This window comes from Psychrobacillus psychrotolerans, from assembly GCF_900115805.1.
Taxonomy (GTDB): domain Bacteria; phylum Bacillota; class Bacilli; order Bacillales_A; family Planococcaceae; genus Psychrobacillus; species Psychrobacillus psychrotolerans.
Genome location: NZ_FOXU01000006.1, coordinates 64,186 through 85,834 on the forward strand (window position 1 = coordinate 64,186; position 21,649 = coordinate 85,834).

The window sequence follows — 21,649 nt, forward strand, 5'->3', positions numbered from 1 at the left end:
TGTTTACTGGCGAAACGGAAAAGTCATCCAATCTAGTTACTTCTATATAAGGATAAGATGAAACTTATATATATTTGGTCCGTAAACGATAATAGGTTTTGTATTTTCGAATTAAAGGTACAATAATACTATAATTATTGAAGAGGTGAGCGAGTTGAAAAAATTATTAGTGCCCATTATTATAGTCGTTGTAATTATTGCGATAATCGCAGGGATATTTATGGGAAGTTATAACGGATTTGTAGACAAAGAAGAAAACGTAAATAATGCGTATGCGCAAGTTGAAAACCAACTGCAACGTAGAATGGATTTAATACCGAACTTAGTTAGTACCGTTAAAGGTTTTGCAGCACATGAGGAAGAAGTGCTTGGAAATATCGCAGATGCACGATCAAGATTGGCAGGAGCGGGTTCACCTGAGGAACAAGCAGAGGCAAATGATGAATTATCGGGAGCTTTGAGCCGATTATTAGTTGTTGTGGAGAATTATCCAGAACTAAAGGCTGATGCAAATTTTAGACAATTAATGGATGAACTTTCCGGTACAGAAAACAGACTTTCTGTAGCAAGACAAGATTATAATACAGTTGTTTCGGATTACAATAAAAAAGTAAAACGAATGCCTGGAAGTATCGTAGCGTCTATGTTTGGCTTCGATGAGAAAGAATACTTTAAATCAGCTGAGGGAGCGGAAGAAGCGCCCGTAGTCGATTTTGAAGGAGATGGAGAGTGATGAAGAAAAGTGCATATGCTATCACATTTGCACTTCTCCTTACATTCCTCTTCCCATTATTAACTTTTGCAGAATCTAATTATCCGAAGCCTTTACCAGGTGAATTATATGTGCAAGACTTCTATGACGTTCTAACAGAAGAGCAAGAACAAGAAATTGAAAGGCTTGGACAAAACCTAGAAAATGCTACTGGTTCGCAAATCGTTGTAATGACAGTAGAGTCTTTAGAAGGTCAGGATGTTGCGACATATGCTGTAGATGTAATGCGTGGCTATGGTATAGGGGATGAAGAGAAGGATAATGGTGTACTTTTTATCTTGGAGATGGATCCTGATAAAGTAGAAGGCCGTGATGTATACATTGGGGTCGGCTACGGTTTAGAGGGAGCTTTACCGGATGGTAAGATTGGTAGAATTTTAGATGATTACACCTTTCCTTACTTAGAGAGTGGGGATGTACCTGGTGCTATTCTTTCGACTTATCAGCTATTATATAATCAGGTAGCTACTGAATACGGTTGGGACGGGGAGTTAACAAGTCCCAAAGGTCCTTCTCCTCTTGTAGGCTCTACAGATGGCGGTGGATCCACGATTAGAACAATTATTGTAGGTGTGATTGTCATATATATAATTGTTAGTTTAATGTCTGGAGGCGGAGGTAGTTCCGGTTCTGGTAGAAGACGAGGTATTAGTGGTAGAAGCTTCGGAGGCTTCGGCGGAGGCGGTAGAAGTTCCGGTGGTGGCTTTGGAGGTTTTGGCGGCGGTAGCTCAGGTGGTGGAGGAGCAGGTCGTAAGTGGTAAATATTAAAGCAAATTTCTTAAATAAGATATAAACTAGAAAAAACCAACAAATTGTTGGTTTTTTTATTCGTTTTCAGCGAATTCCTCTAACATCCGCCTGACTTTTTCATACATCTCAACATGAGATTCTATAGTGATATCGCCAAGGTTTCCAAAGTCAGCACCTGTTGCGAACATTAGCACCCCATCATCGAATATGGTAATTGTATACAACGTATTTCCTTTATCTGCAGCATTTGTTAAGTAAATTTGATAATTATCGATTTGAGGAAGAACTACCGATCTCTCCGTACTTTCTTGTTCAGTTGCCGCTTTTATAGGAAGGTCATCAAAGTTTTCCATAATATTATTTATCTTACTCTTGTCCGAAGTACAACCCGATTCAAATTCTACTTTCTCACCTTGGACATTCTTACGAGTATTAAAGCAAAGCGTATCGAAGGAAATATCAATAAGAGGTGTTCTAACATTCTGATAATCTTCAACATATGCAGGGAAGTTTTCAATTTTCTCTTGAAGTTCGATGCCTCCACCATCCCTCACGCCATTATAACTCCCTATTTTTCCAGGCTCAGATGTAGAAAAGATAAATTCTTCTTTCAATGTATGGAAAACTTTCTGACCTTCGTTATTAGTTAGGGAGACTTCGATAATGGGACGATAGATATTTGGATGCTCTTTTTCCTGTACTACTTTGACATTTTCTAAATGCACTTCGATGCTATTCTCTATAAGACTATAGTTATATTTGAAAATCAAATTCGACGCAATTGCATTTTTTAACATGTTTTCAGTAAAATATTCACCATGAGTAGTTGAATAATAATCCATTAAATCTGTGTATTTCTTTGATTGTAGAAGTTGGTCGTACTCTTCTTGGTTCTTCGTTTCCGTTACACTTTGGAGGTCCCACCATTCGTCTTGTAAGCGAGCAAGCTCCATATCTGGTCCATTATATTCTCTCTCTAACACCGCTCGTATAATTTTTTCGTTATCGATAGCTTGAGATGATTGCTCTGTTTCGGAGGAGTTTATATAAGTGAAAATTAGAAAAGAAGCGATTGCGATTATAGCCAATGAAATAAAAGCGGGAATAATAGGGCGTTTTCTTTTTGTTTCCACTTTTGCTTTTAATGCTAGCCAGGTATTTCTTTTTGCTTCTTCTGACCGCTCTACATGTTTCATTTCTGCCAACAGCTTATCGAATTCTTTTGATGGATCCATTTGGGTGACCTCCTTCCTGATGAAACTCCTTTTTCAGTGCCTCAAGTGCTCGTGTCATTTTCATCTTTACTTTAGCTTCTGTCCAACCAAGTATATAAGCGGTCTCTTGAATGGAACACTCTTGTATTTTGCGTAAGAGTAAGACTTCTTGGTAGTCTTTTTTTAGGGTATACAGGGAGTTATACATTCTAGCAAGCTGTTCTTTTTTTTCATAACTACATTCGGGCGATAATTCCTTATTTTCTATATCATGTTCTTTCTCGAAGGAGAAAAATTGTACGACCCTTTTCCTTCGAAAATAGTCATATGTAACATTACGGGCAATCTTTAATAGCCAAGTAGAAGTGGAAGCTTCTTGGTTAAAGGTGCCAAGTCCTTTATATGCTTTATAAAATGTCTCTTGGGTGAGATCTTCCGCACATTCCTTGTGGCGAACAAGAAAGTATATAAAGCTATAAACCTTGTCGCTGTATTCTTTATATAGCTGTTCTATTTCCATCCTCTGACCTCCCTTATAGCTATAGACGAACGGTGAGTTTAAAAGTATCGCTATTATTTTTCCTTTAAACTGTTATGAGCGATTTTATTTATTAAAAAGATTATAATAAAATGAATGAAATGATTATTAAAAGGGATGATATAAATGATTGTACATTTTTACACAAGACCAGGCTGTCATTTATGTGATGATGCTAGGCTTATGTTGAAGCTAGTAAGAGAAGACGTAGCTTTTGACATAAAAGAAGTAAATATTGAAGAAGATGATACACTGCATGAAAAATATATGCTGATGATTCCTGTGATCGAGTTGGAAGGTAAAATAATTCAATATGGACAAGTAGATTACGCAACTATATTGGAAGCGTTGCTTAGATAATTTTCTAGGCAATCGCAACAACCAACTTCTGAATCGCAACATAGCGAGGCATAATCGCAACAACCAACTTCTAAATCGCAATATAGTAATCCGTAATCGCAACCGATGAACACCCAATCGCAATATAAAGTAGTAGTAGAAGTACTTGAAAGCAGCTATAAGTATGTTTTGGAAAAATTTCTGGATAAATTTGTGTAGAAATAGGTTTCAAATTCTTGCTATTGGGAATATAGTATTGTAAGCTTAATTTAGAAATTAAATTTTTTTAAGTGCATGGGACAAAAATAGTAACCGTGGGACAAAAACGTCACATGTGGTTGGGATGTGAAAAATGGATTCATTATTACAGGCTCAGTTAAAGTTAATGCCTGAGATGAGCATCTTGCTACAAAAAAGATATCAAATACTTCAAACGATTCAATTGTCTCCTGGTTATGGTCGTAGAGTGATCGGTGACATTCTAGGATTGTCTGAACGAGAAACTAGAAAAGAATTGGACTTTTTGCGCAATAAAGGATTCATAGAAATATCAAGAGATGGCGCTAGTATAACTTCTAGCGGAAATGATTTATTGATAGAGCTGAAAGAAGTTGTTCGAGAATGGTCAGGTAGATTACAACTCGAAAAATCGCTTGCAAGTTATTTAAATATAAAAGAAGTGATAATTGTTCCGGGAAATGTAGATACTAATACAAATACTGCTTTGCTTCAGTCTCAAGAAGCAGCTAAATATTTGGAAAGTATTCTATCGGATGAGTTCATCATTGCTGTTACTGGTGGTACAACGATTGCTTCCATTTCAAATTATGTTCATCAAACGGACAAGTGGAAGCGACTATTATTTATAGCCGCAAGAGGTGGAGTTGGTAAGGATGTTAGGCTCCAAGCCAATACAATTGCTTCCCTATTTGCAAATAAAATGAATGGTTCATACCGAACATTATATATGCCAGATAGCTTGAGTGAGGAAGCATACTCTACGATGAAAAAAGAGCCATTTATAAAAGAAATGGTGGATTTATATGAACGCACGAACATCATTATTCATGGTATTGGGGATGCACTTGAGATGGCCCGCCGAAGAAATTCAAGTTTAGAGGAAATACAACGCTTAGAAGAAATTGGCGCGGTGAGTGAGGCTTTTGGTTATTACTTTAATAGCCAAGGGGAAGCAGTACACAGAATTCGCACGATTGGCGTTCAACTTAAGCAATTAGAAAATATGGAGCATCTTCTAGCAGTAGCTGGAGGAACTAAAAAAGCAAATGCTCTACTTTCATATTTTAAACAAGCACCAGCTCAAACGGTTCTAGTAACCGATGAAGGTGCAGCACAAGAAATGATGAGAATAATGGAACAAAACAACTAGGAGGAATTTAAAATGACAGTAAAATTAGCGATTAATGGTTTTGGACGTATCGGACGTAAAGTATTCAGAGAAGCTTTGGAACAAAAAGACTTAGAAGTAGTAGCAATCAATGACTTAACGGATGCTGCAATGCTTGCTCATTTATTGAAATATGATTCTGTTCACGGTATTTTCAATGCAGACGTATCTTCTGAAGGAGATTACCTTGTAGTAAATGGCAAAAACATTCGCGTGTTCGCAGAAAAAGATCCTTCAGCACTACCTTGGAAAGAAGAACAAGTAGATATCGTAATTGAGTGTACTGGTATTTTCAGCACAACAGAAAAAGCTAGCAAGCATATTGAAGCTGGAGCTAAAAAAGTAATTTTATCACAACCAGCTAAAGATGATATGCCTACATTCGTTATGGGTGTAAATGCTGATCAATACAATCCAGCTACTGATCATGTTATTTCAAATGCATCTTGTACTACTAACTGTTTATCACCAATTGCTAAAGTATTACAAGATCAATTTGGTATCAAACGTGGAATGATGACAACAATACATTCTTATACAAACGATCAACGTATTTTAGACTTACCGCATAGCGATTACCGTCGTGCTCGTGCAGCAGCAGAATCAATGATTCCTACAACAACAGGAGCAGCAGCAGCAGTAGCTAAAGTACTTCCTGAGTTGAAAGGGAAATTAGATGGTATGGCAGTTCGTGTACCAACACCAAACGTTTCAATCGTAGACTTTGTTGCAGAATTAGATAAAAATGTTACAGCAGAAGAGTTAAATGCAGCACTTAAATCAGCTTCTGAAAGTGATTTAAAAGGAATTATGGATTATAACGAGCTTCCTTTAGTTTCAAGAGACTATAACGGAAATACAGCTTCCTCTACAGTAGATGGTCTTTCTACAATGGTACTTGGAGATAACTTAGTAAAAGTATTAGCTTGGTATGACAACGAATCAGGATATTCTGCACGTTGTATCGACCTTGCATTACTTATGGCTAAAAAAGGACTATAAGATTTTCGTTTTGACAAGGAAATACACATAATATGAATGTGATTTTACGTGGCGAATCGATAAAATAACCTCTATAATGAAAGAGGGTAAAGGAGCCAGGGATTACCCCTAGCTCCTTTTTTTAACATAATAGATGAATGAGGTGCTTTTATCGGCGCCTGTGCTTTTCATAACATAGAAGGAGGCTTATCTCATGAAGGTAAAACAAACAATGAGCGATGTAGCTTTACAAGGAAAACGTGTATTTTGTCGTGTAGACTTCAACGTACCAATGGAAGATGGAATTATCACGGATGATACTAGAATTCGTGCAGCATTACCAACGATCAATTATTTAATCGAACAGGGTGCGAAAGTAATTCTAGCAAGCCATATGGGACGACCTAAAGGTGAAGTGAAGGAAGATTTACGTTTAACCAAAGTTGGAGAACATTTAGCAAAACTTTTGGATAAGCCAGTGAACAAATTAGAAGAATCTATCGGCGAATCAGTAGAGAAAACAGTTTTAGAAATGAATGACGGAGATGTTGTTCTATTAGAAAATGTCCGTTTCCATGCAGGTGAAGAAAAGAACGATGCAGAGCTAGCTAAATCTTTTGCCAAGCTTGCAGAGATTTTTGTCAATGATGCTTTTGGTGCTGCTCATCGTGCACATGCTACAACGGAAGGTATTGCAAAACTACTACCAGCTGTGTCAGGTCTTTTAATGCAAAAAGAGTTAGATGTATTAGGCAAAGCTTTAGCAGAGCCTGAGCGTCCATTTACTGCCATCATTGGTGGGGCAAAAGTAAAAGATAAAATTGGCGTTATCGATCATTTATTGGACAAAGTAGATAATATCCTAATAGGTGGAGGCTTATCGTATACATTTACGAAAGCACAAGGCCATGAGATTGGAACTTCTTTACTGGAAGAAGATAAAATGGAGCTTGCGAGAGGCTTCCTAGAAAAAGCAAAAGAAAAAGGCGTTTCCTTCCATTTGCCGGTAGACGTAGTAGTTGCAGATGAATTCTCGAAAGATGCAAACACTAAAGTAGTGGACATTGATGCAATTCCTTCCGACTGGATGGGATTAGATATTGGACCAAAAACAAGAGAATTATATGCGGATGTTATTAAGAATAGTAAGCTCATTATTTGGAATGGACCGATGGGTGTATTCGAAATGGATGCATTTGCAGAAGGTACAAAAGCAGTAGCAAATGCAATGGCTGAAACAGCTGGTTATACAATCATCGGAGGCGGCGATTCAGCAGCAGCTGTAGAAAAATTTAATGTTGGCGAGAAGATGGACCATATTTCCACTGGTGGCGGAGCTTCCTTGGAGTTTATGGAAGGTAAGGATTTACCGGGAGTTTCTGCTTTAAACGATAAGTAATGGAGGAGATGTCATATGCGTAAACCAGTAATAGCAGGGAATTGGAAGATGTATAAAACACTTGCGGAGGCAAAGGAATTTGCACTTCAGTTAAAAGAACAACAAGTGGATGGCACAAAAGTTGATGCAGTAATCTGCGCTCCACCGCTATTTTTAGATCAGCTTGTTGAAGCGACAAAGGGTTCTTTCGTTTCTATCGGAGCACAAACAATGCACGAGGAAAAAGAGGGCGCTTATACTGGTGAAGTTAGTGGACATCAGCTACAAGACCTAGGAGTAGAATATGTAGTACTCGGTCACTCGGAACGTCGTCAATATTTCAATGAAACAGACGAATCGGTGAATAAAAAAGCGAAAGCTGCTTTTGAAAATAACCTGACACCAATCATTTGTGTAGGCGAAACTTTAGAGCAACGTGAGCAGAACGAAACAGAAACGATCGTATCTAACCAAGTAATGGCAGCAATTGAAGGGTTAACAGAGGAACAACTAATCCAGTCTATTATTGCATATGAACCTATTTGGGCGATTGGTACTGGGAAAACAGCTACTGCTGACGATGCAAATGATGTCTGCCAAGCAATTCGTGAAACGATACTAGATGGCTACGGTGAAGAAGTGGCAAATAGTGTTCGTATCCAGTACGGTGGTAGTGTGAAACCTGAAAATATTGTAGAGCTTTTATCTAAAGAGCATATTGATGGTGCACTTGTAGGAGGAGCAAGCTTACAAGTAGATTCTTTTGTAAAACTGTTGGAGGCCGGTGCAAATGTCTAAAAGTCCAGTAGCATTAATCATTCTAGATGGTTTTGGCTTGCGTCATGAAACCTTTGGAAATGCAGTCGCTCAAGCCAACAAACCAAATTTTGATCGATATTGGAAAGGTTTTCCAAACGCAACCTTAACGGCGTCTGGAGAAGCAGTTGGCTTACCAGAAGGCCAAATGGGTAACTCGGAAGTTGGTCATTTAAATATTGGTGCTGGGAGAGTTGTATACCAAAATCTAACTCGTATTCACAAATCAATTCGTGAAGAGGAATTTTTCTTGGAGCCTAAACTTTTAGCTGCCATAGACCATGTAAAGCAAACAGGTGGAAAATTACACTTAATGGGATTACTTTCGGATGGTGGCGTTCATAGTCACTATACGCATTTATTTGCATTATTGAAGCTAGCTAAAGAACAAGGATTAGAAGACGTTTTTGTCCATGGCTTTTTAGATGGACGCGATGTAGGTCCTCGTACAGCCATTGGTTATGTAACGGAAACAGAAGAGAAAATGAAGGAAATCGGCATAGGGAAGTTTGCCTCTATTAGTGGTAGATACTATGCGATGGATCGCGATCGTAGATGGGAAAGAGTTTTACTGGCATATAAAGCTATTGTTGACGGTTTAGGAAGAACAGCAGAATCAGCGACAGCTGGTATTTTAGCATCCTATGAAGAAGATATTGTGGATGAATTTGTTGTTCCTTTCGTTATCGAAGAAGATGCAAAGCCTGCTGTAACGATTGATACAAACGATGCCGTTATTTTCTTTAACTTCCGTCCTGACCGTGCTATTCAATTATCGATGGCTCTTAACACACCATCATTTGATAGTATTCCTTTAAGCGACAAGCATCCAACGAATTTAAAATTTGTTACATTTACTCATTATAGTGATGATGTTGTGGCAGATGTGGTTTTCGAGAAAGCAGATCTTTACAACACAGTAGGGGAAGTTCTTGCGAAGCATGGCAAAACCCAATTACGTATTGCAGAGACAGAGAAATACCCACATGTAACATTCTTCATGAGTGGTGGGAGAGAAGCAACTTTCCCAGGTGAAGAACGTATCCTGATTAACTCGCCAAAGGTTGCTACATATGATTTGCAGCCCGAGATGAGCGCCTATGAAGTTACAGATGCTCTATTGGATGCAATTGCACATGATAAATTTGATGCGATTATTTTAAACTTTGCTAACCCCGATATGGTTGGACATAGTGGAATGCTAGAGCCGACGATTAAAGCTATAGAAGCAGTAGACGATTGTTTAGGTAAAGTGGTCGATGCAATTTTAGCTAAAGGCGGTCATGCAATTATCACTGCCGACCATGGTAATTCAGATGAAGTAACAACGGTGGAAGGGCAACCGATGACAGCCCATACAACCAATCCGGTACCGGTGGTTGTTACAGAGAAGAATGCAACACTAAGAAGTGACGGAATTTTAGCCGATTTGGCTCCAACCATGTTACACTTATTAGGGATAGAAACACCGCCTGAAATGACAGGTAAAACACTAATCGAAACGGAGAATTAAAAATGCCAATTATTACACAAATTCAAGCACGTGAAGTATTAGATTCACGCGGAAACCCAACAGTAGAAGTAGAAGTATTTACAGAAAGCGGTGGATTTGGACGCGCAATCGTTCCGTCTGGTGCATCTACTGGTGAATATGAAGCAGTAGAACTTCGTGATGGTGACAAGTCAAGATACCAAGGCAAAGGTGTTTTAAAAGCAGTTGAAAATGTGAACAACATTATTGCAGCTGAACTAGAAGAAAACTTCTCCGTATTGGATCAAGTAGAAATTGACCATGCAATGATCGAATTAGACGGAACTGAAAATAAAGGGAACTTAGGCGCAAACGCTATCCTTGGCGTATCAATTGCTGTTGCACATGCAGCTGCAGATTATCTAGACATTCCACTTTATCAATACTTAGGTGGATTCAATGCGAAGCAACTACCAGTACCAATGATGAATATTGTAAATGGTGGAGAGCATGCGGATAATAACGTAGATATCCAAGAATTTATGGTAATGCCAGTAGGAGCAGAATCATTCCGCCACGCATTACGTATGGGTGCTGAAATTTTCCATAGCTTAAAATCAGTATTAAAAGAAGCAGGATTAAACACAGCAGTTGGAGACGAGGGTGGATTTGCACCTAACTTAAAATCTAACGAAGAAGCTCTTTCTACAATTATGACAGCAATTGAAAAAGCTGGATATAAACCAGGCGAAGAAGTACTTCTTGCAATGGACGTTGCAGCTTCTGAGTTATTTAACAAAGAAGATGGCAAATACCACTTATCTGGTGAAGGCGTTGTAAAAACTTCAGAAGAAATGGTTGCTTGGTATGAAGAGCTTTGCGAAAAATACCCAATCATCTCCATCGAAGACGGCTTAGATGAAAATGACTGGGCTGGTCACAAATTATTAACAGAACGTTTAGGTAAAAAAATACAATTAGTTGGCGATGATCTTTTCGTAACAAACACGAAAAAATTAGCGCAAGGTATTGAACAAGGTGTAGGTAACTCTATTCTTGTTAAAGTAAACCAAATCGGTACACTTACAGAAACATTTGATGCTATTGAAATGGCTAAACGTGCTGGATATACAGCAGTAATCTCTCACCGTTCTGGTGAATCAGAGGATGTTACAATTGCAGATATCGCAGTTGCAACAAACGCTGGCCAAATCAAAACTGGTGCACCATCTCGTTCAGACCGTGTAGCAAAATACAACCAATTACTTCGTATTGAAGATCAGTTATATGAAACTGCGCAATACTTAGGCAGAGAAACATTCTATAACTTAAAAAAATAATGAAAAAAAGCAGTTAGCGAAAGTTGCTAACTGCTTTTTTACTGCTAATATGCTACTGATTTTCGTTTCAGGTGGACGCTTTCTGTGGGGTGAGCGATGAGCTATCACCGTCGCTTACGCGTCGATGTGATATCTCATCTGTCTCACTCTTCCCACTAGAGTCGCCACCTTTCACTCCAATCAGTTAAGTGAGTAGTACTCCACGAGAAGATGGACCATCGCCTCTAGCTTAGATGATAAGAGTAGTCAAAGTTAATAGAGAGAGAGAATAACTGTCCACGGGGTTAGACTCGGTTTTTTTAAAATAGAAAGTAAAAATTCTACGTTCTATAAAAGCCAGGGATATCAAAACCTAAAGTTTCGCGAGGGCGTACTACGTTTAAATTGATAAATAAGAAACACCACTTATTCCTTATAAAAAGGAGGAAGTGGTGTTTTGTTGCTTATACAAATATCAACCAAAGGAGCATAGTGACAATAATTGTTGTAACACCTTGTAGTAAGGTAGCCATTGTTTGTGCCTTGTATGCATCTGTTACTTTCATTCCACTAAACTGTGTAACTACCCAGAAATAGCTGTCATTTACGTGGCTGACTGTCATTGCACCCGCTCCTATAGCCATAACCACTAATGCTAATGGCATCGCTCCTTCAATACCTAATGTAGGCAGCATTGGAGCTATGAGCGAAGATGTTATAACAAGTGCAGCTGTAGAAGACCCTTGCGCCGTTTTAAGTGCCGCTGCTATTAAAAACGGTACTAATAGGAATAATGCTCCTGTTGATAGAGCACCTAAATCCATCTTTTGTAAAATATCGGCAACACCAGAATTCTTGATGACTGTACCGAATGATCCACCAGCACCTGTGATTAGTAGAATGGGAGCTGCTTCTTTTAACGCATCACCAATCCATCCAGACAATGTTTTTTCACTAATTTCGGGTAACAATAAGAAGGCTGAAAATACGCCCAATATTAACGCGACAGTTGGTGCACCTAAGAATTGCAAGAAATGTGTAAAGCCTGATTCGCTACCTGTTAAAGCCGCCACTGAACCAATACCGATCAGCGCTATAGGTAAAACGATTGGAAGAAATGATTTGAATGTAGATGGCATTTTACCAAATGATTTGATAATTTCATCATAATCAAGTGCCTCTTCCTGATCCGCTTCTACATTAATTTTTGTTCCTACTTTTACCGCCCAAATATAACCTACTATAACTGCAGGGATTGCCACTAATAGACCAACTAAAATGATTGTTCCTAGATAGTCCGAAGCCCCGATATTACCAGCTGCCGCTATTGGGCCAGGAGTTGGTGGAACTAATGTATGTGTCGCATATAACCCAGTGGATAAAGCGACAGCCATTGAAGCAACTTTTACTTTGGAACGCTTAGCTAAAGACTTCATCAAACTCGATAGAATAATAAATCCAGAATCACAAAATACAGGAATTGACACGATATATCCGATAATTGACATGGCAAGTTGTGGACGCTTTTCCCCTAAAACTCGAAGTACAACCTCTGCCATACGATAAGCAGCCCCGGATTTTTCTAAAATAACGCCTATGATAGTACCAGCAACAATGACAATACCGATACTCGTCATCAGTCCACCGAAACCAGTATTTACATTTTCGACTACTGTTAGTAATGGCATCCCTGAAGCAATACCTACGAAAAAGGCACTAATCAGTAATGCTAAAAATGGGTGAAGCTTGAACACCGCCGTTAAGACTACAACTAAGATGACTCCAATTAATATGACCAAAAGTAACACATGACACACCCCTTTTTATTTTTGTAATAACTTAAACATAGTCTCTTTTGTTCGAATCCCTAAATAATGTTCCGCATTTTCAATAGACTCCTGTTGCGAAACAGAATCATTTGTAACACTCACTAATAAATCGAAGTGAGTAGATAATGGCAAGATACTATCCGGCGCTATAAACCCGGAGATTAAAACGACTGGGATATTCTTTGCTTTCGCCACACTCGCAATGCCAATTGGCGCTTTTCCAGAAAGGGTTTGAAGATCTGATTTCCCCTCGCCTGTAATAATAAAATCTGCGTGCTCAATTTGTTGATGAAAATTAACAGCTTCCAAGACAACTTCAATACCAGGTTTTAATGTGACTGGGAAGAATGCTAAAAATGCACCTCCAAGTCCGCCTGCTGCCCCTGCCCCTGGACGATCATGAAGGGCTATTCCTGTTAAACTCTCTATCTTATTTGCTAGATTTGCTAGATTTTTATCAATTGATTCAACTTGTTCAGGTGTAACGCCTTTTTGAGGTCCGAAAATAGCTGTAGCCCCATTTGGCCCTATGAAAGGATTATCTACATCGCATGCAATAACGAAGTGAGAATCTGCTATACGTAAGTCGAATTCAGTTGCATCAATTTCATGAAGGGACTGCAGTGATTCAGCACCCTGAGAAATTTCATCTCCAACTTCATTAAGAAATTTCATACCTAGAGCACGCAGCATTCCAGTGCCACCATCATTCGTAGCACTTCCTCCAATACCAATAACAAATTTTCGATATCCTTCGTCTAATGCATGTCGGATTAACTCACCTGTCCCAAAAGTAGATGCGATAAGCGGATTTCTTTCATGGTCTAATAGAAGAGTTAACCCTGAGGCTTTAGCCATCTCAATGACGCATGTTTCGCCGTCCCCAAGAATTCCATACTCTACTCGAATAGGACGACCTATTGGATCATTTACCTCCAGGAAAACTAGTTTTCCTTCTGTTGCAGAGATAAGTGGCTTTAAAGTTCCTTCCCCTCCATCTGCAACAGGTAGTAGTACAGTTTCAATTGTTGAATCGAATTCCTTTATACTTCTAACTATTACTTGCCCAGCCTCTGTTGCGGTTAGTGATCCTTTAAAAGAATCAGGACTGACAACGATTTTCACTATAATACCTCCAATTAATAAAGCGCTTACATAGAATTATAATGATAGTTTAAAAGAAATACGTTATACTTAATGTATAAATTTTACTGTATTATAACAGCACGTTTTTATACTTCGTGGAGGTTCTACTATGATTACAAAACAGCTTGCTGAACAAATTGTTGACCAAACAATGTTGCGACTTCAACGTAATATTAACGTTATGGAAACAAACGGCATGATCTTAGCTTCAGGTGACCTATTGCGTATCGAAAGTATTCATGAAGGAGCTTTAATAGTTGCTCAAACGAAAAAGCCTTTATGGATTACGGAACAGAACAAACATTTATATCCAAAGACAAAGCCGGGAATAAATTTACCTATATTCTATCAAAATGATTTGGTAGGGGTTATAGGCATTACAGGAGATCCTGAACAAATAGAAGAAATTGCAACACTTGTACAACTCACAACAGAAATGATGGTGCATCAAGCGCTAATTGTATCGGAACGAGAGTGGAAACGAAAAATGCAAGAGATGATTTTTCTGGAGCTAATGAATAACCACGGCATACAAAAGGTTATGTTCGAAAGGATGACAAAGTTAGGTTTTTCACTTAAACCTCCCTTTTACGCATGGGCAATTGAACTGAATCCAGAATCATCGGCCTATCAAACTATTGTCCAAGACCTGGAATATTTTTTTCAAAACGACTCAATTATCCTAGGACACTATCAGCTGCACGAACATTTTATCCTTATTTCCGAGATGGAAGAAAAAGAAATGAAAAAGAAATTAACGATGCTCAGTCCTAAGTTGAAAAAGTATAAAGCTCTTCGACTAGGTGTCGGACAAGTAGTAGAGACACTGGATAGTATTCACTACGCCTATGAAACTGCGAAGGTAGCTTTACAATACGGCAACCCGAAAAACGTTATTGCGTATTTTGAAGACGTAGAACTCTATTCTTTATTCAAAAAAAGAGAGTCATCTGAAGCGCAGCACTTTACGAATCGTATGTTAAAAGGATTAAATGATAAACTACTTTATACATTACAAGAGTATTTCAACTGCAACCAACAGCTTGCAATATGTGCGGAGACATTAGAGATTCATAGACATACCTTGACCTATCGTTTAAACAAGATATGCGAAATAACCGGTTATAATCCATCCGTTCTTCAGGATGCTATTACCTTGCAAATTGCATTATGGTTAAAAAAGGATTGAATATTTCACTTAGTAAAGTCGGGCAACAAGAAGGGCAGCCCTATGTAAGTCCTTTATATAACTTCTATCAATTGATCAATCTCTTTTTATGAGTTTCTTAACCTAGATTATATCCAAGCTTTAAGGGTGATGGAGGATGCTAGTAAATTCTATGCGAGTGCGAGTAAACAAATTTCAAACTAATATACAGAGGAGTCAGATTTTTTTAACTAAATATTTTTCCGATAGGTTGTCAATGTTCGTGTTTTTTGGTAAAATTAGATATGTTGTGAACGTTCTTATCAGGAGGTGGAATAAATGCACGCATTATTAATGACTTTACTAGTCATCGTTGCGATCGCATTGATCGTTGTTGTATTGTTACAATCAGGGAAAAGTGCTGGTCTCTCAGGAGCCATCTCTGGTGGAGCTGAACAACTTTTTGGAAAACAGAAAGCTCGCGGTATGGACTTAGTCTTACATAGAGTAACGATTGTACTTGCAGTTCTATTTTTCATATTGACTATTGCCGTAACTAAATTTTAATCCTAATCTATTGATAGGATGATTTTTTCTGGCGAGTGTATTATACACCTAAGCCTTTTTGATAATAAAACAGATGCGAACCGCCTGACCGACTTCTGATTGGTTAGGCGTTTTCTTTTAAGTAAAATTATTCATACATATATCAATTTAATTTTAAAGCAGGTATTAATAATCTCTGAACAGTGTTGATTTCCGCTTCAGGCGGACGCTTTCCGCGGGCACGGCTTCAATCTCCTCGGGTCTACAGGATGTAGATCACGAAGGCGTTGCCACAGGATGTGGCGTACTTAGCCTTTGTCCCTTGTGTACGTTCCTGCGGGGCTTTCAGCTCGCGCTATTCCCGCTGGAGTCGCCGCCTTACGCTTCAATCAACGAGATCCGCTTAATATTTGTGTTTTATTCTTAAAATACGTATTAGTTACATTACATATGAAATATAAGGCATTATTCGGGCATATTACATTAATTAATGAAATAATTAGTATTGGCGAATAATGTATATAGCTTAATATTGATGGAGGTTTTACATATGCGAATTTCAACTCCTAAGCCATTTTTCTTTGAAGCTGGAAAACGTGCAGTATTGCTACTTCATGGTTTTACAGGGAATTCCTCAGATGTTCGTATGCTTGGACGGTTTTTAGAAAAAAACGGGTATACATCCTTAGCTCCACACTACAAAGGGCATGGCGTTCCACCAGAAGAGTTACTGGAAACTGGACCACAGGATTGGTGGAAGGATGTCATGCAAGGATATGACCGACTAAAATCAGAAGGTTATGAAGAAATTGCTGTTGCTGGGTTATCCCTTGGAGGAGTATTCTCCCTGAAGTTAGGGTATACAGTACCTGTAAAAGGTATTGTTACGATGTGCTCCCCGATGACGATGAGAACAACTGATATTATGTTTGAAGGTGTATTAAAATACGCAAAAGAATATAAAAAGTATGAAGGAAAATCCGAACAGCAAATAGAAGAAGAAGTAGAGGCTATACGACAAACACCAATGGAGACATTGGCTGAGCTAAGAGAGTTTGTTTACAATGTCCGTGAGCATGTAGATCATGTGTATACTCCGTTACTCGTAACTCAAGGGAAAAAAGATAAGGTAATAGATATTACCTCTGCAGATCATATATATGAACAGGCAGAATCGTTTGAGAAAAAACTAAATTGGTATGAGAATTCAGGACATGTAATTACACTTGGCTCGGAAAAGGAACAATTACACGAAGATATATTAAACTTTTTAGAGTCGCTTGATTGGAATGTGTAAAACAGTCCAAAAGTGCACACGCTGAAAAAGGAGGGATGTTTGATGGAAAATATGAAAGAACAATTACTTGAACTTATGAACACAGAAGAATATAAACCATTAACAACAAAAGAGTTGGAAGAACATTTTAATCTGGTAGATGCAGATGATTTTAAAGAATTAGTAAAAACACTTGTCCAAATGGAGGAACAAGGTGCAGTCGTTCGCTCTAGATCGAATAGATATGGAATTCCTACACGTATGAATCTAATAGCTGGGAAATTCATTGGACATGCAAAAGGATTCGGTTTCGTTACTCCAGAAGAGAGCGGAAATGATGATATTTTCATACCACCTACAGAAGTAAATGGAGCAGTCAACGGAGACAAAGTACTTGTACGAGTTTCCAAAGATTCATCTGGAGATCGCCAAGAAGGTGCGATTATTAAAATAACCCAACGCGGCATGACGCAGGTTGTCGGAACCTTCCAGGACAATAAAGGCTTTGGCTTTGTTATTCCAGACGATAAAAAGGTCCCTATGGATGTGTTTATCGCTAAAGGCGATACATTAGGCGCTATTGAAGGGCATAAAGTAGTCGTAGAAATTACCGAATGGCCAAATGAAAGAAAGTCCGCTACCGGGATGGTAACACAAATTTTAGGGCATAAAAATGATCCAGGTGTCGATATACTTTCTATTATTTATAAGCATGGTATTACGATTGACTTCCCAGAAGAAGTGATTAACCAAGCAGAAGCTGTTCCAGACCAAATTGACGAAAAAGATTTAGAGAATCGCCGTGATCTTCGTGACGAAGTAATCGTTACAATTGACGGAGCAGATGCTAAAGACTTAGATGATGCGGTAACCGTAACGAAAAATTCGGATGGTACATATAAACTTGGCGTTCATATCGCTGACGTTAGTCATTATGTAACGGATGGATCACCATTAGACCGTGAAGCCTATGACCGTGGAACAAGTGTCTATTTAGCAGACCGCGTTATTCCAATGATTCCGCACCGTCTATCAAACGGAATTTGTTCGTTAAACCCTCAAGTAGATCGTTTAACATTATCTTGTGAAATGATTATCGACGGTTCAGGAATGGTAACTTCTCATGAAATTTTCCAAAGTGTTATTCGTACTACGGAAAGAATGACGTATGCAGATGTATACAAAATTCTTGAAGAAAAAGACGAAGCATTAATGGAACGCTATAAAGACTTAGTTCCTATGTTTGAACTAATGGGAGAGCTTGCGGAAGTTCTTCGTACGAAACGTGAAAGACGCGGAGCAATTGACTTCGATTTCCCAGAAGCAAAAATTCTTGTAGATGAAAATGGCTGGCCAACAGATATCGCTATAAGAGAACGTACTGTTGCAGAGCGTCTGATTGAAGAGTTTATGCTTGCTGCCAATGAAACAGTTGCCGAGCATTTTAAATGGATGGACGTACCGTTTATCTATCGTATTCATGAAGATCCAAAGCCTGAAAAACTAGAACGATTCTTTAATTTCTTAACGAATTTTGGGATTGTCGTTAAAGGTACTGGTAACGAAATTCATCCAAAAGCGTTACAGGAAATTATTGAAAACATTGAAGGAATGCCTGAAGAACCGGTTATTTCTACAATGCTTCTACGTTCATTACAACAAGCAAAATACTATTCTGAATGTCTAGGACATTTTGGTTTATCAACCGAGTTTTATACGCACTTCACATCACCAATTCGTCGTTATCCAGATCTAATCGTACATCGTTTGATACGCACATATTTGGTAAATGAAGATGTGTCCCAAGCTACCGTAAATCATTGGGGAGCTATCATGGACGATATTGCAGAGCATACGTCTAAACGAGAACGTCGCGCTGTAGATGCAGAGCGCGATACGGATGCACTTAAAAAAGCACAGTTTATGGCTGACAAGATTGGCGAAGAATTTGAAGGTATTGTTAGTTCTGTAACAAACTTTGGTCTGTTTATCGAACTTCCTAATACCATTGAAGGCCTAGTACATGTTACGAATATGACGGATGATTATTATCGTTTTGACGATCGTCAATTGGCGATGATTGGAGAACGTGGTGGTAAGCAGTTCCGCATTGGTGATGAGGTAACGGTTCGAGTATCTGCCGTAAAACCAGAAGAAGCTTCCATTGACTTCGAAATTGTAGGGATGAAAAAAGCATTCCAACGTACAAGAAGAGAAGCACCAAAAGTGATAAATGCCTCTAAAAGAGCAAGCAGTGGATCAGGCAGTCGAGAAAAATCGCAGCCAGGACCAGCAAAAGGACCAAAACAGAAACAGAAGTTTTACGAGTCTGTTGCGAAAAAATCACAACGTCGTAAACGTCCGAAGAAAAAATAAGAGAGCGATCACTAAGTCGCTCTCTCTCAGTTTTTGAGGGGTGAATGAAATGGCTAAAAAGAATGAAGACAGAATTCTTGCACAGAACAAAAAAGCAAATCATGATTATTATATTGAAGAAACGATTGAAGCTGGAATTGTCTTGCAAGGAACTGAGATTAAATCTATACGTAATGCTAAAGTACAGTTGAAGGACTCCTTCGTACGTATTAGGAATAACGAAGCATGGATTTCGAATATGCATATCAGTCCGTATGAGCAAGGGAACCGATTTAACCATGATCCATTGCGTGCAAGAAAGCTATTGCTACACAAGAAACAAATAAGTGAATTAATCGGTGATACAAAAAGAGATGGTTATTCTATCGTTCCTTTGAAGATGTATATGAAAAACGGCTTCGCCAAAGTATTAATAGGCGTTGGAAAAGGGAAAAAAGATTATGATAAACGCGATGTTTTGAAGAAAAAAGAAGCAAAACGCGATATGGATCGAGCATTTAAAGAGAGCAATAGATAAGAGGGTAACCATAACTGGTAGAATGTCTCTCTTGAATTTTGACTATATTTGATGTATAGTTAGGTATGTAACAAAGCTTACATTATTCCATAAACGGGGACGTTATGGATTCGACAGGGATAGTCTGAGCTTGAGTTGCGCGTCGGAGGCTCGGCTCCGTAAAAACGGAACTTATAACAACAGGCAAAACAAACAACAACTTAGCATTCGCAGCGTAAGCTCGGATCTGCTTTATCTACCCATCGCCCATGTGGCTAGGTAAAGCTCAACTTTAGTGGGATACGGTAGCCAGTGCAACTTGAGCTGTCTGCAAGAGATTTCCAAGTTAGCGTACACAACGCCCGCTTGTCGGCATAGTGCTACGCGAAACCTAAATAGGCAAGATACACGCGTAGAAGCTTAAGTGTTAGAGTTTCTGGACGCGGGTTCAAATCCCGCCGTCTCCATATACCGAAATCATATGATTTCATACAGTGTCAAAACCCTTGGTATTCAAGGGTTTTTTCTTTTTGACTATATCATTTAGTTTCAATGAGTATCAATCGAACGTAGTCAAAAACGTAGTCAAAAACACTACATGTTCAAATAGCTTGAGTACTTTAAAATTGCTTCATCTTTTGCTTTCTGTGTAACATGTGTGTAAATGTCCATAGTTGTTTTTACATCAGTGTGACCTAAACGAACTTGAACTTCTTTTAAACTTGCACCCGCTTCAAACAATAAGGAACAGTGTGTATGTCTTAATCCATGTGTTGTAATTGTAGCTAGATTATACTTTGTTTGAACATGTATAATCCATTTTCGAAGTTTAGTAGGCTGTAAGAATTCATTTTTTTCATTGCTGAATACGAGTTGTTTAGGTTTCATCGTGTTAATGCCTACCAGCAGATAATCTTGATTCTGCTTTTTCTTCCACTCTTTTAAAATAGCCATTGTCTTGTCATCCATCTTAATAGTTCGAGCAACACCTGTTTTCGTAGATTTAACATATAGTCGATTATCTTTACCTAGTGAAAGTGCCTTGTTAATACGTAGTTCGTTTGTTGTGAAGTTAAGATCGTTCCAGGTAAGTGCTAAAGCTTCGCCCCTCCGCATACCACTGAATGCAAGTAAGCGGAATAGAAAATAAGCTTTGTGGTTACTTTCACGTTCTAAACATGATAGGAACTCAATCAGTTGCTCACGCGTGTAGAAGTTCTCTGTTTCTTCTTCATCTGCTCTCATAACTTTCTTAGAAATGTTAGTGGGCAAATCTACATATGCAAAAGGATTTGTTTGTATATAGTCACGTTTAATTGCAAAGTTTAGCACTTTTGCAGCATAAGCTTTAACCATCCGGAACTTCTTTAACTTCGACGCCCATTCATCCACATGCCTTTGGCATACATCGACATGAATCTTTTCAATTTTATAAGCACCCATTGAAGGTAAAATATGGTTTTTAAAGATGCTTATTGTTTTTACGTAAGTGCTTTCTTCTACAGTATTCTCATATTGCTTTACCCACAGCTCGTAAATTTCTTGGTACGTTTCTGCACGTGTTTGTTGATACGTACCGTTGGCTACAGCTATCTTAATATGAGCTAATGCTAATTCAGCATCCTTACGCGTTTTAAAGCCCCGCTTCAAAGTACGCTTTTGTATACCAGTAAGCGGATCAACACCTAAATAAGCTGGGAACTCATATCGTGTCTCACCATTTTTCAGCTTGTAGCTTTTAATTGATGATAATTTTTTCTTTGCCATACTAATTCCTCCTATATGTTGTGGGGACAAAATATAAAAGGAGAGGAGATACCTCTAAAGTTATTATAATATTTACTTAA

General features: G+C 38.4%; 19 protein-coding genes and 1 other RNA gene. 15 read left to right on the plus strand and 5 right to left on the minus strand.

Going from position 1 to position 21,649, the window contains the following annotated elements; genetic code table 11:
• The first annotated feature begins 154 nt into the window (after positions 1–154).
• Positions 155–733 carry a LemA family protein gene (locus BM260_RS12400; RefSeq protein ID WP_093537669.1) on the plus strand — a complete coding sequence of 193 codons (579 nt, stop codon included), beginning with the start codon at positions 155–157 and terminating at the stop codon, positions 731–733.
• Positions 733–1,533 (plus strand): TPM domain-containing protein, encoded by an 801-nt coding sequence (locus BM260_RS12405; RefSeq protein ID WP_093537670.1) that lies wholly within the window; start codon positions 733–735, stop codon positions 1,531–1,533. The genes BM260_RS12400 and BM260_RS12405 overlap by 1 nt, the downstream gene beginning before the upstream one ends.
• 63 nt (positions 1,534–1,596) lie before the next feature.
• Here the strand turns inward: BM260_RS12405 and BM260_RS12410 are convergent, their stop codons facing one another.
• Entirely contained in the window at positions 1,597–2,757 is a 1,161-nt protein-coding gene (locus BM260_RS12410) for a hypothetical protein (RefSeq protein WP_093537671.1), read from the minus strand.
• Positions 2,732–3,256: an RNA polymerase sigma factor gene (locus BM260_RS12415; RefSeq protein WP_093537672.1), complete on the minus strand. Its 525-nt coding sequence runs from the start codon at positions 3,254–3,256 to the stop codon at positions 2,732–2,734. The genes BM260_RS12410 and BM260_RS12415 overlap by 26 nt, the downstream gene beginning before the upstream one ends.
• A gap of 144 nt (positions 3,257–3,400) precedes the next feature.
• On the opposite strand from BM260_RS12415, the gene BM260_RS12420 reads away from it, so the two are divergent.
• From BM260_RS12420 to eno, 7 genes are all read left to right on the plus strand, one after another.
• Positions 3,401–3,634 (plus strand): glutaredoxin family protein, encoded by a 234-nt coding sequence (locus BM260_RS12420; protein WP_093537673.1) that lies wholly within the window; start codon positions 3,401–3,403, stop codon positions 3,632–3,634.
• A 331-nt stretch (positions 3,635–3,965) separates the two neighbouring features.
• Positions 3,966–5,003, plus strand: coding sequence for a sugar-binding transcriptional regulator (locus BM260_RS12425; RefSeq protein WP_093537674.1), 1,038 nt, complete (start codon positions 3,966–3,968; stop codon positions 5,001–5,003).
• A gap of 12 nt (positions 5,004–5,015) precedes the next feature.
• The gene (gap, locus tag BM260_RS12430) at positions 5,016–6,023 is read left to right on the plus strand and encodes a type I glyceraldehyde-3-phosphate dehydrogenase (protein ID WP_093537675.1); all 1,008 of its coding nucleotides are present in this window, start codon (positions 5,016–5,018) and stop codon (positions 6,021–6,023) included.
• Positions 6,024–6,234: 211 nt separating this feature from the next.
• Positions 6,235–7,401 carry a phosphoglycerate kinase gene (locus BM260_RS12435; protein WP_407691714.1) on the plus strand — a complete coding sequence of 389 codons (1,167 nt, stop codon included), beginning with the start codon at positions 6,235–6,237 and terminating at the stop codon, positions 7,399–7,401.
• Positions 7,402–7,416: 15 nt separating this feature from the next.
• Positions 7,417–8,178: a triose-phosphate isomerase gene (gene tpiA, locus BM260_RS12440; protein ID WP_093537677.1), complete on the plus strand. Its 762-nt coding sequence runs from the start codon at positions 7,417–7,419 to the stop codon at positions 8,176–8,178.
• Entirely contained in the window at positions 8,171–9,709 is a 1,539-nt protein-coding gene (gene gpmI, locus BM260_RS12445) for a 2,3-bisphosphoglycerate-independent phosphoglycerate mutase (protein ID WP_093537678.1), read from the plus strand. Before tpiA ends, gpmI begins: the two co-directional genes overlap by 8 nt.
• Positions 9,710–9,711: 2 nt before the next feature.
• Positions 9,712–11,007 carry a phosphopyruvate hydratase gene (gene eno / locus BM260_RS12450; protein WP_093537679.1) on the plus strand — a complete coding sequence of 432 codons (1,296 nt, stop codon included), beginning with the start codon at positions 9,712–9,714 and terminating at the stop codon, positions 11,005–11,007.
• 443 nt (positions 11,008–11,450) lie between these two features.
• On the opposite strand, the gene BM260_RS12455 is transcribed toward eno, so the two are convergent.
• Together BM260_RS12455 and BM260_RS12460 are read right to left on the minus strand one after the other, a co-directional pair.
• Entirely contained in the window at positions 11,451–12,794 is a 1,344-nt protein-coding gene (locus BM260_RS12455) for a GntP family permease (protein ID WP_093537680.1), read from the minus strand.
• Between the two features lie 15 nt (positions 12,795–12,809).
• The gene (locus BM260_RS12460; RefSeq protein WP_093537681.1) at positions 12,810–13,940 is read right to left on the minus strand and encodes a glycerate kinase; all 1,131 of its coding nucleotides are present in this window, start codon (positions 13,938–13,940) and stop codon (positions 12,810–12,812) included.
• A gap of 130 nt (positions 13,941–14,070) precedes the next feature.
• On the opposite strand from BM260_RS12460, the gene BM260_RS12465 reads away from it, so the two are divergent.
• From BM260_RS12465 to ssrA, 6 genes are all read left to right on the plus strand, one after another.
• A complete protein-coding gene (locus BM260_RS12465; protein ID WP_093537682.1) occupies positions 14,071–15,150 on the plus strand; it encodes a CdaR family transcriptional regulator in 1,080 nt (359 codons plus the stop codon).
• A 297-nt stretch (positions 15,151–15,447) separates the two neighbouring features.
• Positions 15,448–15,675: a preprotein translocase subunit SecG gene (gene secG / locus BM260_RS12470; RefSeq protein WP_090566811.1), complete on the plus strand. Its 228-nt coding sequence runs from the start codon at positions 15,448–15,450 to the stop codon at positions 15,673–15,675.
• A gap of 529 nt (positions 15,676–16,204) precedes the next feature.
• Entirely contained in the window at positions 16,205–16,951 is a 747-nt protein-coding gene (locus BM260_RS12475) for an alpha/beta hydrolase (protein ID WP_093537683.1), read from the plus strand.
• A gap of 42 nt (positions 16,952–16,993) precedes the next feature.
• A complete protein-coding gene (rnr, locus tag BM260_RS12480) occupies positions 16,994–19,306 on the plus strand; it encodes a ribonuclease R (RefSeq protein WP_093537684.1) in 2,313 nt (770 codons plus the stop codon).
• A 49-nt stretch (positions 19,307–19,355) separates the two neighbouring features.
• Positions 19,356–19,823, plus strand: a complete 468-nt coding sequence (smpB, locus tag BM260_RS12485; RefSeq protein ID WP_093537685.1) for an SsrA-binding protein SmpB — start codon at positions 19,356–19,358, stop codon at positions 19,821–19,823.
• A 95-nt stretch (positions 19,824–19,918) separates the two neighbouring features.
• Positions 19,919–20,272, plus strand: a transfer-messenger RNA (tmRNA) gene (ssrA, locus tag BM260_RS12490).
• A 124-nt stretch (positions 20,273–20,396) separates the two neighbouring features.
• Here the strand turns inward: ssrA and BM260_RS12495 are convergent.
• Positions 20,397–21,569 (minus strand): site-specific integrase, encoded by a 1,173-nt coding sequence (locus BM260_RS12495; RefSeq protein WP_093537686.1) that lies wholly within the window; start codon positions 21,567–21,569, stop codon positions 20,397–20,399.
• Between the last annotated feature and the right edge of the window lie 80 nt (positions 21,570–21,649).

Coding starts and splice junctions, on each gene's coding strand:
- BM260_RS12405 (WP_093537670.1), top strand. CDS start 733: ATGAAGAAAAGTGCATATGCTATCACATTTGCACTTCTCCTTACATTC.
- BM260_RS12410 (WP_093537671.1), bottom strand. CDS start 2,757: ATGGATCCATCAAAAGAATTCGATAAGCTGTTGGCAGAAATGAAACAT.
- BM260_RS12415 (WP_093537672.1), bottom strand. CDS start 3,256: ATGGAAATAGAACAGCTATATAAAGAATACAGCGACAAGGTTTATAGC.
- BM260_RS12420 (WP_093537673.1), top strand. CDS start 3,401: ATGATTGTACATTTTTACACAAGACCAGGCTGTCATTTATGTGATGAT.
- BM260_RS12425 (WP_093537674.1), top strand. CDS start 3,966: ATGGATTCATTATTACAGGCTCAGTTAAAGTTAATGCCTGAGATGAGC.
- gap (WP_093537675.1), top strand. CDS start 5,016: ATGACAGTAAAATTAGCGATTAATGGTTTTGGACGTATCGGACGTAAA.
- BM260_RS12435 (WP_407691714.1), top strand. CDS start 6,235: ATGAGCGATGTAGCTTTACAAGGAAAACGTGTATTTTGTCGTGTAGAC.
- tpiA (WP_093537677.1), top strand. CDS start 7,417: ATGCGTAAACCAGTAATAGCAGGGAATTGGAAGATGTATAAAACACTT.
- gpmI (WP_093537678.1), top strand. CDS start 8,171: ATGTCTAAAAGTCCAGTAGCATTAATCATTCTAGATGGTTTTGGCTTG.
- eno (WP_093537679.1), top strand. CDS start 9,712: ATGCCAATTATTACACAAATTCAAGCACGTGAAGTATTAGATTCACGC.
- BM260_RS12465 (WP_093537682.1), top strand. CDS start 14,071: ATGATTACAAAACAGCTTGCTGAACAAATTGTTGACCAAACAATGTTG.
- secG (WP_090566811.1), top strand. CDS start 15,448: ATGCACGCATTATTAATGACTTTACTAGTCATCGTTGCGATCGCATTG.
- BM260_RS12475 (WP_093537683.1), top strand. CDS start 16,205: ATGCGAATTTCAACTCCTAAGCCATTTTTCTTTGAAGCTGGAAAACGT.
- rnr (WP_093537684.1), top strand. CDS start 16,994: ATGGAAAATATGAAAGAACAATTACTTGAACTTATGAACACAGAAGAA.
- smpB (WP_093537685.1), top strand. CDS start 19,356: ATGGCTAAAAAGAATGAAGACAGAATTCTTGCACAGAACAAAAAAGCA.
- BM260_RS12495 (WP_093537686.1), bottom strand. CDS start 21,569: ATGGCAAAGAAAAAATTATCATCAATTAAAAGCTACAAGCTGAAAAAT.